Consider the following 15,382-nt stretch of genomic DNA (forward strand, 5'->3'; position numbering starts at 1 on the left):
GTTTCCCGCTGTTGGATAATGAGCGTATGATTGGGATAAGGCAAACGGCGTGCGCCGCCCAATAAAAGACAAGCTGGGAGTACGACAATGAGCGATGAAGTAATGGCTGTGCCGCTGCAATTCACTGATGCGGCGGCAAAAAAGGTGAAAGTCCTGATTGCTGATGAAGAGAATCCGGAGCTGAAGCTTCGCGTCTACATCACCGGGGGCGGCTGTAGCGGCTTCCAATACGGTTTCACTTTTGACGATAAGATTAACGACGGCGACATGACCATTGAAAAACAGGGCGTGGCGCTGGTGGTAGACCCGATGAGTCTGCAATATCTGGTCGGTGGCGCGGTGGATTACACCGAAGGCCTGGAAGGTTCGCGCTTCGTGGTCACTAACCCGAATGCGAAAAGCACCTGCGGCTGCGGCTCTTCTTTCAGCATCTGATTATCCAGCCACCTAATGGCAATAAAAAACCGCGTTCTTCAACGCGGTTTTTTGTTTTAACGGGCTGAATAAACCAACCATCACCATTCAATAGTGATCAGCCGCTGTTCCTGATGGGTTACCGTACGAGCCCCTGCGCTGAGAGACGTTTGCGTAATCTTCGGCATCAACGCTTTTGCGGCCGGGCACTCGACGCGGGCTGATGTTGCGGTTTCCTTGACTTCACAGGTGGGAACCACGCTCAACCCCACATTGATTTGCCCGCTGGTGCTTGCTGCACACGCAGTATTGCAGGCCAGCATCAGCAGGCCCGCAGTAAGCAGACTTATTTTTATCACTTTTTCTACCTGGTGTTAAAAAGAACCGTTACCGGCTCAGTGCACAATAGTGCGTTATCAAATCGTTATGTTTTGGTTTGTTTCTTGTCTAATCATGGTTGTATTTTGACCATTGCCGACATGATAACCGGTTTTTTTCTGGATGAAAAGCATGCAGTAATGCCTGCATGAGCGCAGGCATTACCCTGTGATTTACTGGGCGGGGAGGGCGGAGAGTTGCTGGCAAATGTACTGGGCTGCCAGCAGCAGGCGCGGGCTGCTGCGATTAAACCAATCTTCCTCTACCGTAATGATCGGCACGGACAACTGCGGCGACCAAAAATCACGGGTGGCGGCCGCATCGGCAGCGGTACCCGTAGTAATGATCACCTGTGGTTTGCGCCGCAACACCTGTTCACGACTGACCTGTGGCCAGGGCACTTTGCTGTCGTCGAAAACATTGACGCCGCCACACAGGGCCAGTACCTGGTTTTGCAACGACTGCTTGCCTGAGGTAAACAGCGGGTGTGTACCAAATTGCAAAAACACCTGATGTTTCGGCGCATCGGCGTAGCGCGCTTTCAAATCGGCCAACTGCTGGCGCAGGGCCTGTGCATTTTGCCGCGCTACGTCAGGGTGCGCGCTGTATTGCCCAAGCTGTTCCAGCATGGTCGGTATCGCATCCAGCGAGGTGGGATCCAGATACACCACTGGGATGCCAAAGGCAGAGAGCTGTTCAAGCGGTCGCTGCGGGTTTCCTTCACGCCAGGCCAGAATTAAGTCCGGTTTCAGCGCCAGCACCCGTTCCAGATTGATACCTTGCCAGGACGCAACCTGTTCTCGCTGCTCTGCTTCGGGCGGGTAGTTTGACCAGGCACTTACACCAATCACCTGATCGCCCATGCCAGCGGCGAAGGCCAACTCCGTAGCGTGCGGGGCCAGGCTGATAATGCGCTGAGCGACAGCGTCTGCGCTGACCCGCCCGCTAATGAGCAGGCACAGTATTGCCAGAAGAGCGAACCCGCGAACGCGCATCAGGCTTTTCCGGCAAGCTCTTGCAGCATGGCACTCACCATGCGCGACGATTGCTGGGCCGCCACGGCCAGAAACTCATCAAAACTCAGGTGCGACGCTTTGTCAGCCACATCGGAGATAGCGCGTACTACCACGAAAGGCACGCCGAACTGATGGCAAACGTGAGCAATTGCGGTGGCTTCCATTTCGACCGCGACGGCCTGCGGGAAGGTGCGACGGATGCGGGCCAGCGGCTCGGCACCGTTGATAAACGCATCACCACTGACGATAAGCCCCTGCACGGCATTCAGTTGCAGAGACACAATGGCGCGCTCGGCCAGCGCAATCAGGGACGCATCGGCGGGAAACGCCGCTGGACAACCTGCCATCTGACCTGCTTCATAACCGAAAGCGGTGACATCGGCATCGTGATAGCGCGCTTCACCGGATACCACGATATCGCCGACGTTCAGGGTCGGTGCCAGACCACCCGCAGAGCCGGTGTTGATGATGAGGTCCGGTTGAGCGTGTTCCAGCAGTAGCGTGGTGCCCATTGCCGCAGAAACCTTGCCAATACCCGATTTTAACAGCGCCACGTCGACGCCGTTCAGCGATCCGCTGTAGATTTCGCACCCGGCGCGCGTGAAGGTTTTGAGGTTTTCGATGCGATCGCGCAGAAGCGTCACTTCTTGTTCCATGGCCCCGATAATGCCGACTTTCATAAGATTCCCCACAAAATTTCGAATAGTATTTCGAATAGTTAGCCGTAGTGTGTGTTGTGTAGTCTATCATGGCTAACGGGGGGAAATGGAACCCAGGCGTGATTTTGGCGACGGTAAAGGAGGAAGGGGATGTCCGATATCGATTTTTCAAAGAAGTTCAGCGTTCAGCGGCCGCTGAGCAAACCGATTACGGCTGAGAGTGAATATGACATCGTGCGCCTGTTCGAAAGCGACAGGGGGCGTATCATCAACTCTGCCGCGATCCGCCGTTTACAACAGAAGACGCAGGTGTTTCCTCTGGAGCGTAACGCCGCGGTGCGTTCGCGACTGACACACTCTATGGAAGTGCAGCAGGTCGGTCGTTACATCGCCAAAGATATTCTGGTGCGGATAAAAGGCGAAAATCGACTGGATGCCCTCGGCCTGTCTCTCTGGCAAACCCCCTTTGAAAGCATGGTGGAAATGGCCTGCCTGATGCATGACATCGGTAACCCACCCTTTGGCCATTTTGGTGAATCCGCCATCAATAACTGGTTTAGAAAACGGTTGGATGCCGCTTATATTCAGGATGAGGCATTGCCGCGTGATGATGCCTGCCAGGCTGAAGCCCTGCGCCTGAAAGGCGATGCCCATGATGCATTGCGGCGTCAGGTGCGGCAGGACCTCAGCCATTTTGAAGGCAATGCGCAGGCGATTCGGTTGGTGCATACGTTGCTTAAACTGAATCTTACCTACAGCCAGGTGGGCTGTATTCTCAAATATACCCGGCCAGCGTATTGGGTCGGCGAGGTGCCTGACAACTACCGCTATCTGATGAAAAAGCCGGGCTACTATCTTTCCGAACAGGATTTTGTTGCCGATTTGCGCCATGCGTTGTCGCTGGACGAATACCACCGCTTCCCGCTCACCTACATCATGGAAGCCGCTGACGACATCTCCTACTGCGTCGCCGATCTGGAGGATGCGGTAGAAAAAGAGATCCTCAGCACCGAACAGCTTTATCTGTACCTGCGCCAGACCTGGGGTACTGTCGATCCTTCGGACTTGTTTGCCAAAACCGTAGAGCAGGCTTATGAAAGCCGAAAACGACACCGTTGGCGCAGCACCGACGATCAATTTTTCATGCAGTTGCGCGTCAATACCGTGGCAAGGCTGGTGCCTTACGCGGCACACCGTTTTCTCAAAAATCTGCCTGCAATTTACGCTGGCGCTTTTGATGAGGCGCTACTGGAGGACAAGGGCGCGCAGGCCAAGCTGTTGCGGGTATTCAAAGAGGTGGCGCGCAAGTATGTGTTTAATAACGCAGAAGTCGAAAAGCTGGAGCTGCAAGGCTATCGCGTTATCGGGGGGCTGTTGGATATCTACCATCCGCTGCTGGAAATGTCTTATGACGCCTTCAGCCTGATGGTGAATGACGATACGCATCCGCATTATCCCATTGAAACCCGGCTGTACCACAAACTGTCCAGTAAACATTGCCTGGCCTATCGTGAAGCCACGCTCCGGCTCTCCTCCCTGTCTCGCGACGAACAGGAGATATGGGAATACTATTATCGGGCACGATTGATTCAAGATTATATCAGCGGAATGACAGATCTTTACGCTTACGACGAATACCGGCGGCTGATGGCGGCGGAATAACAATTTATGTAAAGCGGCTCCATACTTGCTTACGTTTGGGCCAGCGCGCGGCGATGAACTTTGTGCTTTCTTGTTTATCTGATATAGCGCGAACGCCAATTGAGCCTGTTTACGAACCCGCCAGCGCGACATCGAGAGGGTGGGATGGTAAACAGGTTCGGCGACGTGGGATTCACCTGTTGATACGACGAGATAAGAGATCATGAAAAGAAAATCATTGGTTCTGAGTGCATTGGCGCTGAGCCTGGCAATGAGCATGGGGCAGGTCTTTGCGGCGACTGAGGCGGTAGTATCGACATCCAGCCAGATGCCAAGTCTGGCTCCGATGCTCGAGAAAGTGATGCCTTCCGTCGTCAGCATCTCCATTGAAGGGCATACCGACGTCAAGCGCAGCAATATTCCGCAGCAGATGCAGCCTTTCTTCGGTGAGAATTCGCCATTCTGTCAGGAGGGTTCCCCCTTCCAAAATTCCCCGATTTGTCAGGGGGCCGAAGATGAAGGGGAAGAAGGCGCGCCTGCAAAGCGTGAGAACTTCCAGGCATTGGGTTCAGGCGTGGTGATCAACGCGGAGAAAGGCTATGTGGTAACCAATAACCACGTGGTCGACAACGCCGACAAGATTCAGGTGCGGCTCTATGACGGGCGTAAGTACGATGCCAAAGTGATTGGCAAAGACCCGCGTACCGATGTCGCGTTGATTCAACTGATTGATTTTAAAAATCTTACCGCCATCAAGATCGCTGATTCCGATCAGTTGCGCGTGGGTGACTACACTGTGGCAATCGGTAACCCCTATGGTTTGGGTCAAACGGCCACGTCCGGTATTGTTTCAGCGCTGGGGCGCAGCGGGCTCAATATCGAAAACTATGAAAACTTTATCCAGACCGATGCGGCGATCAACCGAGGCAACTCCGGCGGCGCGCTGGTTAACCTCAACGGTGAACTAATCGGCCTGAACACCGCGATTCTGGCACCGGATGGCGGAAACATCGGTATCGGTTTTGCCATTCCGAGTAACATGGTGAAAAACCTCACGGCGCAATTGGTTGAGTTTGGCGACGTGAAACGCGGCGAACTGGGCATTACCGGCACCGAGCTGAATTCCGATCTGGCGCAAGCGATGAAAGTGGATGCGCAGCGCGGGGCATTTGTCAGCCAGGTCAGGCCGAAATCCGCTGCGGACGAAGCAGGCATCAAAGCCGGTGACGTTATTTTGACGCTGAACGACAAGCCGATAAGTAGCTTTGCGGCACTGCGTGCCCAGGTTGGGTCCTTGCCGGTTGGTAGCAAGGTCAAACTGGGGCTGCTGCGTGAAGGTAAACCGTTAACGGTAGAAGTCACTTTGCAGCAGACCAGTCAGACACAGGTCGCATCCGGCAATCTCTACACCGGCATCAGCGGCGCATCGCTCAGCAACACCGAAATCGACGGTCAGAAAGGCGTCAAGGTGGACGAGGTGAAAGCCGGTTCGGCGGCGGCGAAAATCGGCTTGAAGAAGGATGACGTGATCCTCGGGGTCAATCAGCAGTCGGTGCAGAACCTCGGTGAACTGCGTAAAATTCTGGACAGCAAACCTCCGGTGTTGGCGCTGAATGTGTTGCGCGGTAATACCACGCTTTATCTGTTGGCACAATAAACGCTAGCGGTTTCAGACTGAAAGGAGCGTATTCTTGACGCTCCTTTTTTATTTCCGCTTTTGCCCTGCGCCGCCTCGCTCTTATTTTGTGATATTTCCCGCAATTCTAATGAATTGGGCTGATGTTTGTGAAATTGCACAATGTCCAGCTTTCAGGGCAACGCTATGATAGTGCAATTGTCACTTTCTCTTTCCAGGGGCGGGAATGGCGTCATATCATCTCAACGCAAAGCTGGCGCAGGACATCGTTGCGCGCACCATGCAAATTATTGATAGTAATATCAACGTGATGGATGCACGTGGACGAATCATAGGCAGTGGCGATCGGGAACGTGTCGGGGAATTGCATGAAGGTGCGCTGCTGGCCTTGTCACAGGGGCGTGTGGTCGATATCGACGATGCGGTTGCCCGCCATCTGCACGGCGTGCGGCCCGGTATCAACTTGCCGCTGCGCATTGACGGTGAAATCGTCGGCGTCATCGGCCTGACCGGTAATCCCGCCCATTTGCGCCAGTTTGGTGAACTGGTGTGCATGACCGCAGAGATGATGCTGGAACAGGCCCGACTGTTGCACATGCTGGCGCAGGATAGCCGTTTGCGTGAAGAGCTGGTGCTCAACCTGATTCGTACCGACGAGCTGTCGCCTGCGCTGATGGAGTGGGCACAACGTTTGGGGATCGATCTCAATACGCCGCGCGTGGTGGCGGTTGTCGAAGTCGATAGCGGCCAATTGGGCGTAGACAGTGCCATGGCAGAATTGCAGCAGTTGCAAACGCTGTTGACCACGCCCGAACGCAACAACCTGATCGCTATCGTGTCTCTGACCGAAATGGTAGTGCTGAAACCCGCGCTGAACAGCCATGGCCGCTGGGATGCCGAAGAGCATCGGCGTCGAGTGGATAACCTGTTTTCTCGCATGACCGAAAGCGGCCGCCTGCGGGTACGGATGGCGTTGGGCAACTATTTTACCGGACCTGGCAGCATTGCGCGTTCTTATCGTACTGCGCGCACCACCATGAGCGTTGGGAAACAGCGTATGCCTAGCCAGCGTTGCTACTATTATCAGGATCTCATGCTGCCGGTGCTGCTCGATAGCCTGCGCGGTGGCTGGCAGGCCAATGAACTGGTTCGTCCGCTGGCAAAACTGAAAGCGATGGACGGCAATGGCTTGCTGCGACGCACGCTTAACGCCTGGTTTCGCAATAATGTTCAACCGGGGGCCACGGCTAAAGCGCTGTTTATCCATCGTAATACGCTCGAATATCGCCTGAACCGTATCTCCGAGCTGACCGGACTGGATTTGGGCAACTTCGATGACCGCTTGCTGCTCTATGTGGCATTGCAGCTGGATGAAGAAGAATAAGTTGCTATCTGATTGATCCAAGGGGCCTATGGCCCCTTTTTGCTGCCTGCGAGCCGGCAATCTGCTTAGATTTAAAAAAATGAATAAGGTCAAAGAATATAACGCGAGAGCATAAATTATCGCGAAACAATATTTTTGCCCCCACCCCCTATCCTCTATTGTCACTCCATGTTGTGAGCCCATTGCCCGCACTACGCCAAACACACTACACAAATTACGAGAAATGTTGAGGGAGTGATAATAATGTCAATACGCCGTCTGGGAGTATCTCTTGCAGCAGCAACGGTATTATTTGCGGGTGCTGCGTCTGCGGCAACGGAATTGTTGAACGTGTCTTATGACCCAACGCGTGAGTTGTATCAGGAATATAACGCTGCCTTCATCAAACATTGGAAAGAAACCACCGGTGAAACACTTTCCATTAAAAACTCCCACGGTGGCTCCGGCAAACAGGCGCGTTCGGTCATCGATGGTTTGCAGGCGGACGTGGTGACGCTGGCGCTGGCGGGGGATATTGATGCCCTGAACCTGAATCAGCCGCTGATCGATCCCAAATGGCAGGCACGCCTGCCGGATAACAGCACGCCTTACACCTCTACCATTGTGTTCCTGGTGCGCAAAGGCAACCCGAAAAACATCAAAGACTGGGGCGATCTGGTGAAACCGGGCGTGGAAGTGATTACGCCGAACCCGAAAACCTCCGGCGGTGCGCGTTGGAACTTCCTGGCGGCCTGGGCTTATGCCAAGCACCTGCCGGGTGGGAGTGATGCGACTGCACTGAAATTCGTGACTGAACTTTATCGCCATGCGCCGGTATTAGACACCGGTGCGCGCGGTGCCACCATCAGCTTCGTACAACGCCAACTGGGCGATGTGCTGCTGGCGTGGGAAAACGAAGCCTATCTCTCACTGAAAGAGCAGGGCGGCGATCAGTTGGAAATCGTCACACCGTCGCTGTCTATTCTGGCTGAGCCACCGGTTGCCGTTGTGGACAAAGTGGTTGAACGCAAAGGCACACAAAAACAGGCTGAAGCCTACCTGAAATACCTCTACAGCGACGATGCGCAGCGCATTATCGGTAAGAACTTCTACCGTCCGCGCAATGCCAAGATTGCTGAAGAATTTAAAGGTCAATTTGCACCGGTGAAACTGGTGACCATCGATGAAGAGTTTGGCGGCTGGACCAAAGTGCAGGACCAATACTTTAACGACGGTGGCGTTTTTGACAAGATTTTCAATGAAATCAATAAATAATTTTTAAAATTCCTGCTGGCTGGCCGCTACGTCGATAGCGGCTTTGCCATGTGGATGGGGCTGGTTCACTGGACTATTGCATTAAGAAAGGCTTGGTATGTCACGACGCATTTCTCCCGTCATTCCTGGTTTTGGCCTTACCTTAGGGTTTAGCCTCAGCTACTTAAGTTTGATTGTGTTGATCCCGCTGGCGGGCATGTTTGTCTACGCCAGTCAGCTTACACTCACGCAATTCTGGACGTTGATCACCAGCCGCCAGGTGCTGTTTTCACTGCAACTCTCTTTTGGCACGGCGCTGGCGGCGGCTTTTGTTAATGGCATTCTGGGAACCTTGCTGGCCTGGGTGTTGGTGCGCTATCAGTTTCCGGGCCGTAAGGTGATCGATGCCATGATCGACATGCCTTTTGCGCTGCCCACGGCGGTGGCGGGCATTGCACTCACGGCGCTGTATGCACCGAATGGGCTGATTGGCGGACTGTTTCCTTTCAAGATTGCCTACACCAGCTTGGGTATCACGCTGGCGTTGATTTTTGTCACCTTGCCCTTTGTGGTGCGAACGCTGCAACCGGTACTGGCTGATATTCCTCGCGAAGTGGAGGAAGCGGCGGCCTGTCTGGGCGCAAAACCGGCTCAGGTGTTCTGGCATGTACTGCTACCTGCTCTGCTGCCGGCCTGGTTGACGGGGTTTGCACTGGCGTTTGCACGTGGGGTAGGTGAATACGGATCGGTGGTGTTTATTGCGGGCAACATTCCCTTTAAAACCGAAATACTGCCGCTGCTGATTGTCTCCAAGCTCGATCAGTATGACTACAAAGGCGCTACCGGTATCGGCGTATTTATGCTGTTGGTCTCTTTCATTATGCTGCTGCTGATTAACCTGTTGCAGCGTCGTATTCAGCCCAAACTGTAAGGCGGTGACAATGGAACAGGTAATTGCTACCGCTGCGCGTGCTCCTAAGAGCAAAAAACGCGCAACGACCTATTACGTACTGGTGACGCTGGCCTGGCTGGTATTCTTTCTGGTGCTGGTACTGCCGCTATTGATGGTGCTGACGCAGGGGTTGGCGAAAGGCGTAGGTGCATTTTGGCAGGCGATTTCGGAACCAGATGCGATTTCTGCGCTGAAATTGACGCTGCTGGCGACGGTTATCTCCGTACCGCTTAACGTGGTGTTTGGTTTGGCGACAGCCTGGAGCGTGACCAAATTTGAATTTCGCGGCAAAACCTTACTGCTGGCACTGATTGACTTGCCTTTCTCGGTATCGCCGGTGGTGGTGGGGTTGGTGTATGTGCTGCTGTTTGGTGCACAAAGCTACTTTTACCCTTTCCTGACCGCGCACCATCTTGAAATCGTCTATGCCGTGCCGGGGATCGTGCTGGCAACCATTTTTGTCACCTTGCCTTATGTGGCGCGCGAGCTGATTCCTTTGATGGAGCAGCAGGGCACTCAGGAGGAGGAGGCGGCCCGTTTGCTGGGCGCCAACGGCTGGCAGATGTTCTGGCACATCACGCTGCCCAATGTGAAATGGGCGCTGATTTACGGCGTGGTGCTTTGTACGGCACGAGCGATGGGCGAGTTTGGCGCGGTATCCGTGGTATCTGGCCATATTCGTGGTTTGACCAACACCTTACCGTTGCACATTGAGATCCTTTACAACGAATACAACATTGTAGCCGCTTTTAGCGTGGCGATTTTATTGTTGCTGATGTCGTTAGTGGTATTGCTGCTGCGCCAATGGAGTGAAGGGCGTCTGGCAAAACAGGTTGAGAAACACCAACAGGAGCTGGCTCCAAATGAGCATTGATATTCGTAATATAAACAAACAGTTTGGCCAGTTCCGGGCCTTGAATGAAATCAATCTGGCGATCAACAGCGGCGAGCTGGTGGCATTGCTCGGGCCGTCGGGCTGTGGCAAAACCACCTTGCTGCGCATTATTGCTGGCCTGGAAAAGCCGGACAGCGGACAGATTGTGTTTCACGGTGAAGATGTGTCGGTGCACGATGTGCGCGATCGCAACGTGGGATTTGTGTTCCAGCACTATGCGCTGTTTCGTCACATGACCGTCTTTGACAACGTGGCCTTTGGCTTACGCATGAAACCGCGCAGTATCCGTCCTTCCAAGCGCGATATTGAAACGAAAGTGCATGAGCTGCTGAACATGGTGCAGTTAGACTGGCTGGCGGATCGTTATCCTGAGCAGCTTTCTGGCGGTCAGCGCCAGCGTATTGCGCTGGCACGTGCGCTGATTGTTGAACCGCGTATTTTGCTGCTGGATGAGCCTTTTGGTGCGTTGGATGCCAAAGTGCGTAAAGAGCTGCGCCGTTGGCTGTCACGGTTACACGAGAACATCAACCTGACATCGGTGTTTGTGACGCACGATCAGGAAGAGGCGATGGAAGTTGCTGACCGTATTGTGCTGATGAATAAAGGGGTTATCGAGCAGATTGGCTCGCCTGCTGAGGTGTATAACCACCCGGCAAGTGAGTTTGTCTATCACTTCCTGGGTGACAGTAATCGCCTGAAAGTGGCGCACAGTGAGAAACCCATCCTGTTCCGCCCTCATGAAGTGGCGATCGCTTCCGAAGCGCGAGAAGGGTTTCAGCCGGTGGTAGTGCGAGATATTCGTCCATTGGGGGCATTGACCCGTCTGTCGCTGAAAGTTGAAGGTGAACCCGAACTGATCGAAGCCGAAGTGGCACAGGATGATATCAACCTCAACGGCTTGAAACGTGGCGATGTTATCCAGTTCAAACCCAAAGTGTATAACCACGATTGGGAAATTTAATCGACAACCACATTCGAAAAATTACCAGACGATTCACCAAAAACAAAAACGCCCGCAATCGCGGGCGTTTTTTATTCAATTTCTTTGACGGTAAAATCAGCGGTAATCTGGGTTTGATACCACAGAGTAACGGCCACTGCCTACCAGCGTGATGATCAGGCCACCGAAGAAGTACAGTGCTTCCACTTCCAGCGCCCAGGCACCGACTTTGGTCAGGGTAAAGAAATTACCGATACCGACCATCAGCGTAGCAACCACCAGTGTTAACGCAGCAATCAGGCCGGAAACGCGAGTAAAGACACCCAAAATAATCAGGATCGGGGCAACCACTTCACCGATGTATACGCCGTAAGCGATAAAGCCCGGCAGGCCAGCTGCTTGCAGCATCTGCACAATCCAACCCACACCGTGCTCTATTTTGGCGACACCGTGAAACAGCAACAAAATACCAATGGTCAGACGCAGTAGCAGAATACCGGCATCCTGATGGTCTGCGAGGCGATTGAATGACCGATTGAGCTGAGCAATCATAATAATTAACCCTATGTATGTTCACAAAAATGGTGGGAAGGACAACAGGACGTAGTGTCGCCATTTTAGTGACGCAGTGAAAACAAATTTATTTGACATAGCTAATCAAAAAAATTGCTGAGGTATCAGCGAGTGGCAGTGTGACCGCGATGTTGAAATGAATATAGTAGGGGTACGGATAGGCGTAGATTCGGGCTGGACGGCGGTTGAGTGTTGGATGCTGGTCCGCTGTATGAAGGATGATGTGTTGTGTTATTCATCAACATCACACAGCGGATTGAACCAGGTAACGCGGTGAGCATGGATGATGTCGGTAAGCGACTACCGACATTAATTTTCAGCCACTGTTCGCTATTTGTTGTACTGGTCGTCGCCGTTATTTGACCATATTGACGGCGTCGAACAGACCTGAGGGCATTTTTTTATAATACCAGTACTCATCATTGACGGTTGCTTTGGTAAATGTCCCCAGCGCATAACTCACTTTGTTGCCATTGATTGTTATCGCTATCTCTCCCTCAAGTGGTTGGGTGCTCACCAACATAAAATCACCAGACTGATTGGTGTAGTAAGCGGTGTGGTCATCCAAAACCCCTTTTAGGCCACTGTACATGACTGAATAGTCAAATTTGACAATGGTTTTAAAAATCTCTTTCGCACCAAAATATCGTCCGTAAAGATTTGGAGCATGAAACAGGCCGAAATGCCCTCCGCTGTTCTGGAGTTTGGAGAAATAGAACTCTGGAATGGAAAAGCTCTCTTGATTCTTGGCTATTTCATCCGCAATGATCTTCATTCTGACTTTGTCTTGCACATAAACACGTGTGTAAGCGCTATACATTAGCGAATAAGACCATAGGAAGGTTGCCAGACAAAGAAAGGTAACAATGCTGATATTTAAAATATTTCTTCTTTCAGCCGTTTCCAGGATGCCATGGCCAAGGAATGATATTGCAAAGAGAAGAAACATCAATGTTCCATTGACAACCCTATCGGGGTAAGAGGGGGAGATGAACATGATAAAGCTTGTCCCCACCGCAATAGCTATCATCAGGTAAGTAGCGTAGATTCTCTTTCTGGAAACAGCGGTTCCTTTGCGAGCGCTTATCACTGCAATCAAAGCAAGCAATGCTAAAACAACATAGCTAATCCATATCAGTGCAAGATGTCCAGAGAGTCGTTCTGTAAAATGAAATACAATTTTTTCTAAAAATGATTTACCTAACCAAACCGGGGTTTCTTTTGCCCTGATAAAATTTCCAGGTGCAAGGATGAGTATGCAAGCACCCACTATTGTCATAAAGGCGTAAATTACTTTGTTGATATCAGTGTTTTTTCTTTTCCAAAAATCGTAACAAATCGCCAATAAGGATAATCCGATAACGAATGGAGCCACGCTTTCATTAGAGCATCCGGCTAACAGACTGATGATTATCATCAATATGCGGATCTTTTTATCATTATTTTGAAGCGTATGGCTTATTCCATATATCCATGCAGCAACAAAAAGATTTGTCCAGTGATAGTTGGCGCTACCAACAACCCAAAATATTGTCTCTCCAATATTAGGATTGGCTATCCAATAGGTAAGAAATACTAACAAAATGACTATACTGTCATTTTTATTCCATTTGAACGAACCCGATGGGGTCTTTGCAATGAAAAGGCAGAAAGATAATACGGCTGTAGCAATTGCAACGGAATAGATAATACGAGAGTTTAGAAAAAGTAACAGTGTGCTGATGTAATCAGCGACAACTCTTCCACTCCATGTCATGTAGTGTTGGTAGTGAGTGTCTAAAGATATGCCTAACAGTGTGTAGTGATAATCATCTGAATGAATAGGTGTATACCACTCAATTAAAAATATTGCTAAAAAAATAGCAGCTGATATTGATATTGTCAGTGTCTTGTTCATCTTTTTGATCTATCTCATTTTGGCGCTTGTTTTTTAATTATGTATCTTGGTCTTTGTTTTACTTCTACATAGATCCTGCCAATATATTCACCTAAAATCCCAATGCCGATAAGTTGAATACCACCGAGAAACAAAATAGAAACTAAAAGGGAAGGATAACCGCGCACCGGGTTCCCAAAAACCAGAGTGTTAAAAACCATCCAGGAACCGTAAAGGAAGGATAGCCCTGCTACAAACAGGCCAATATAGGTCCACACCCTTAACGGGATCGTTGAAAAACTGGTAATACCTTCGAGGGCGAGGTTCCAGAGTTTCCAACCATTAAACTTGGTGTTTCCTGCAATGCGTTCTGCACGGGTGTATTCAACAATGTCTGTTTTACCCCCGGCCCAGGAGAGTATCCCTTTCATGAAAAGGTTACGCTCCGGCATAAGCTTGATATCTTCAACAATCCCACGAGACATTAAGCGAAAGTCACCCACGTTTTCTTCGATCTTAGGTGTGCTAATTTTGTTGTGAAGTTTATAGAACCATTCTGCCGTTTTTCGCTTTAAGTGACCATCCGTAGAGCGATCCGAGCGCTTAGCCAGCACCATGTCTGCGCCGTGTTGCCATTTTTCAATAAGTGCAGGGATTATTTCAATTGGATCCTGAAGGTCAACGTCAATGGGAATAATGACATCACCGGTTGCATTCTCCAATCCTGCAAAAATAGCAGGCTCTTTACCAAAATTACGGGTGAACGACAGCGGATAAACCAATTCATCCGACACGGCGAGTGCATTGATGATTGACTCTGTGGCATCGGTGCTGCCATCGTTAATGAAAAGAATTTCTACTTGGTACTGTTTGAGAGATTCCATCTCTCTAACCGCTTTATAAAAGATTGGTATGGTATCTGCCTCATTAAAGACAGGAACTACCAGTGAGATTTTCATTTCTCTTTCCTAAAGACAATGAGCTTCGAGTAGAAAAAACCGCAGATCAGGCTAATTGCAGAAAATTCAATCATTGTGATCAAGGGGGGAATATTATAATGGTCTGATAATTGACCTGAAATAAAACTCAGTATCCCCATGAACGTAATGAAAAGAAAATATCTTCTGCCAGAAGCTCTGGCTTGAAAGGTAAATTTTGCATTGGCAAAAAATGAAAATGTGACTGCAACCAAAAATGCAATCAGGTTTCCTACCGATTGATCGTATGCGGCAAGATAAACCAGCGCGCCGAATACAGCCCAGTGAATAACCGTATTGATAATCCCGATGCTCACATATTTAGTGAATAATTTAAGCATTCAATAATCGTTTTTTATTAAGTTTTTGATATTTTATCACTGATTCTGACTATGATCTACACAACAGTAACGCTTCTTGCCTAAACGAAGGGTAATGTTTCGACTTGAAAAAGGTGCTACTAAAACGGCGGGAGGAAAGGTTAATTGGGATGAGGTTATCTTTTGCGATCGACGCTAACGCGCTTTTGGCTCAAGCCTAAACACAGACCGGTGTTTGTTGCGATATTTCATGCAGATGAGAAAATACAGATAAGAAAACATCAGAGGAAAAAGGAGAGATCTGCGGAAATGGTGGGTCGTGCAGGATTCGAACCTGCGACCAATTGATTAAAAGTCAACTGCTCTACCGACTGAGCTAACGACCCGCAGAAGTGGTGGGTGATGACGGGATCGAACCGCCGACCCCCTCCTTGTAAGGGAGGTGCTCTCCCAGCTGAGCTAATCACCCACTTCTAAATTGTCTGTAA

At 50.7% G+C, this 15,382-nt stretch carries 15 protein-coding genes and 2 tRNA genes; 8 read left to right on the forward strand and 9 right to left on the reverse strand.

The window, feature by feature from the left end; all coding sequences use genetic code 11:
• The first annotated feature begins 87 nt into the window (after positions 1-87).
• The gene (erpA, locus tag J5069_RS22960; RefSeq protein ID WP_264646011.1) at positions 88-435 is read left to right on the forward strand and encodes an iron-sulfur cluster insertion protein ErpA; all 348 of its coding nucleotides are present in this window, start codon (positions 88-90) and stop codon (positions 433-435) included.
• 80 nt (positions 436-515) lie between these two features.
• Here erpA and J5069_RS22965 read toward each other — a convergent pair whose 3' ends face one another.
• The 3 genes from J5069_RS22965 to mtnN form a co-directional block, all read right to left on the reverse strand.
• Complete coding sequence (locus J5069_RS22965) at positions 516-773, reverse strand: hypothetical protein (protein WP_264646012.1); 258 nt, start codon at positions 771-773, stop codon at positions 516-518.
• 192 nt (positions 774-965) lie between these two features.
• Positions 966-1,787, reverse strand: a complete 822-nt coding sequence (btuF, locus tag J5069_RS22970; RefSeq protein WP_264646013.1) for a vitamin B12 ABC transporter substrate-binding protein BtuF — start codon at positions 1,785-1,787, stop codon at positions 966-968.
• The gene (gene mtnN, locus J5069_RS22975) at positions 1,787-2,488 is read right to left on the reverse strand and encodes a 5'-methylthioadenosine/S-adenosylhomocysteine nucleosidase (RefSeq protein ID WP_264646014.1); all 702 of its coding nucleotides are present in this window, start codon (positions 2,486-2,488) and stop codon (positions 1,787-1,789) included. Before mtnN ends, btuF begins: the two co-directional genes overlap by 1 nt.
• Before the next feature lie 129 nt (positions 2,489-2,617).
• On the opposite strand from mtnN, the gene dgt reads away from it, so the two are divergent.
• From dgt to J5069_RS23010, 7 genes are all read left to right on the forward strand, one after another.
• Positions 2,618-4,129 carry a dGTPase gene (gene dgt, locus J5069_RS22980; RefSeq protein WP_264646015.1) on the forward strand — a complete coding sequence of 504 codons (1,512 nt, stop codon included), beginning with the start codon at positions 2,618-2,620 and terminating at the stop codon, positions 4,127-4,129.
• A gap of 202 nt (positions 4,130-4,331) precedes the next feature.
• Positions 4,332-5,765: a serine endoprotease DegP gene (gene degP, locus J5069_RS22985; RefSeq protein WP_264646016.1), complete on the forward strand. Its 1,434-nt coding sequence runs from the start codon at positions 4,332-4,334 to the stop codon at positions 5,763-5,765.
• 205 nt (positions 5,766-5,970) lie between these two features.
• Positions 5,971-7,128 (forward strand): CdaR family transcriptional regulator, encoded by a 1,158-nt coding sequence (locus J5069_RS22990; protein ID WP_264646017.1) that lies wholly within the window; start codon positions 5,971-5,973, stop codon positions 7,126-7,128.
• 243 nt (positions 7,129-7,371) lie between these two features.
• On the forward strand, positions 7,372-8,382 hold the full coding sequence (locus J5069_RS22995) for a sulfate ABC transporter substrate-binding protein (protein WP_264646018.1): 1,011 nt from the start codon (positions 7,372-7,374) through the stop codon (positions 8,380-8,382).
• 97 nt (positions 8,383-8,479) lie between these two features.
• Positions 8,480-9,292 (forward strand): sulfate ABC transporter permease subunit CysT, encoded by an 813-nt coding sequence (gene cysT, locus J5069_RS23000; RefSeq protein WP_264646019.1) that lies wholly within the window; start codon positions 8,480-8,482, stop codon positions 9,290-9,292.
• Between the two features lie 10 nt (positions 9,293-9,302).
• Positions 9,303-10,187, forward strand: coding sequence for a sulfate ABC transporter permease subunit CysW (gene cysW / locus J5069_RS23005; protein ID WP_264646020.1), 885 nt, complete (start codon positions 9,303-9,305; stop codon positions 10,185-10,187).
• On the forward strand, positions 10,177-11,169 hold the full coding sequence (locus J5069_RS23010) for a sulfate ABC transporter ATP-binding protein (RefSeq protein ID WP_264646021.1): 993 nt from the start codon (positions 10,177-10,179) through the stop codon (positions 11,167-11,169). Before cysW ends, J5069_RS23010 begins: the two co-directional genes overlap by 11 nt.
• Positions 11,170-11,265: 96 nt before the next feature.
• Here the strand turns inward: J5069_RS23010 and J5069_RS23015 are convergent, their stop codons facing one another.
• The 6 genes from J5069_RS23015 to J5069_RS23040 all read right to left on the reverse strand — a co-directional run bounded on the left by J5069_RS23015 (position 11,266) and on the right by J5069_RS23040 (position 15,363).
• Positions 11,266-11,700 carry a DoxX family protein gene (locus J5069_RS23015; protein WP_222157814.1) on the reverse strand — a complete coding sequence of 145 codons (435 nt, stop codon included), beginning with the start codon at positions 11,698-11,700 and terminating at the stop codon, positions 11,266-11,268.
• Positions 11,701-12,076: 376 nt separating this feature from the next.
• Positions 12,077-13,618 (reverse strand): DUF6056 family protein, encoded by a 1,542-nt coding sequence (locus J5069_RS23020; RefSeq protein ID WP_264646022.1) that lies wholly within the window; start codon positions 13,616-13,618, stop codon positions 12,077-12,079.
• A 14-nt stretch (positions 13,619-13,632) separates the two neighbouring features.
• Entirely contained in the window at positions 13,633-14,556 is a 924-nt protein-coding gene (locus tag J5069_RS23025; protein WP_264646023.1) for a glycosyltransferase family 2 protein, read from the reverse strand.
• The gene (locus J5069_RS23030; RefSeq protein ID WP_264646024.1) at positions 14,553-14,915 is read right to left on the reverse strand and encodes a GtrA family protein; all 363 of its coding nucleotides are present in this window, start codon (positions 14,913-14,915) and stop codon (positions 14,553-14,555) included. The genes J5069_RS23025 and J5069_RS23030 overlap by 4 nt, the downstream gene beginning before the upstream one ends.
• A gap of 289 nt (positions 14,916-15,204) precedes the next feature.
• Positions 15,205-15,280 (reverse strand) — tRNA-Lys (locus tag J5069_RS23035).
• A 7-nt stretch (positions 15,281-15,287) separates the two neighbouring features.
• Positions 15,288-15,363, reverse strand: a tRNA-Val gene (locus J5069_RS23040).
• Positions 15,364-15,382 lie beyond the last annotated feature (19 nt).

The organism is Candidatus Symbiopectobacterium sp. NZEC127 (genome assembly GCF_025962675.1).
In the GTDB taxonomy this organism is placed as follows: Bacteria; Pseudomonadota; Gammaproteobacteria; order Enterobacterales; family Enterobacteriaceae; genus Symbiopectobacterium.

Bases quoted from the DNA above. Each gene is read 5' to 3' on its own strand.
- J5069_RS23030 (WP_264646024.1), bottom strand. From the start codon at position 14,915: ATGCTTAAATTATTCACTAAATATGTGAGCATCGGGATTATCAATACG.
- cysT (WP_264646019.1), top strand. From the start codon at position 8,480: ATGTCACGACGCATTTCTCCCGTCATTCCTGGTTTTGGCCTTACCTTA.
- J5069_RS23015 (WP_222157814.1), bottom strand. From the start codon at position 11,700: ATGATTGCTCAGCTCAATCGGTCATTCAATCGCCTCGCAGACCATCAG.
- cysW (WP_264646020.1), top strand. From the start codon at position 9,303: ATGGAACAGGTAATTGCTACCGCTGCGCGTGCTCCTAAGAGCAAAAAA.
- J5069_RS23025 (WP_264646023.1), bottom strand. From the start codon at position 14,556: ATGAAAATCTCACTGGTAGTTCCTGTCTTTAATGAGGCAGATACCATA.
- degP (WP_264646016.1), top strand. From the start codon at position 4,332: ATGAAAAGAAAATCATTGGTTCTGAGTGCATTGGCGCTGAGCCTGGCA.
- btuF (WP_264646013.1), bottom strand. From the start codon at position 1,787: ATGCGCGTTCGCGGGTTCGCTCTTCTGGCAATACTGTGCCTGCTCATT.
- J5069_RS23010 (WP_264646021.1), top strand. From the start codon at position 10,177: ATGAGCATTGATATTCGTAATATAAACAAACAGTTTGGCCAGTTCCGG.
- J5069_RS22995 (WP_264646018.1), top strand. From the start codon at position 7,372: ATGTCAATACGCCGTCTGGGAGTATCTCTTGCAGCAGCAACGGTATTA.
- dgt (WP_264646015.1), top strand. From the start codon at position 2,618: ATGTCCGATATCGATTTTTCAAAGAAGTTCAGCGTTCAGCGGCCGCTG.
- erpA (WP_264646011.1), top strand. From the start codon at position 88: ATGAGCGATGAAGTAATGGCTGTGCCGCTGCAATTCACTGATGCGGCG.
- J5069_RS23020 (WP_264646022.1), bottom strand. From the start codon at position 13,618: ATGAACAAGACACTGACAATATCAATATCAGCTGCTATTTTTTTAGCA.
- J5069_RS22990 (WP_264646017.1), top strand. From the start codon at position 5,971: ATGGCGTCATATCATCTCAACGCAAAGCTGGCGCAGGACATCGTTGCG.
- mtnN (WP_264646014.1), bottom strand. From the start codon at position 2,488: ATGAAAGTCGGCATTATCGGGGCCATGGAACAAGAAGTGACGCTTCTG.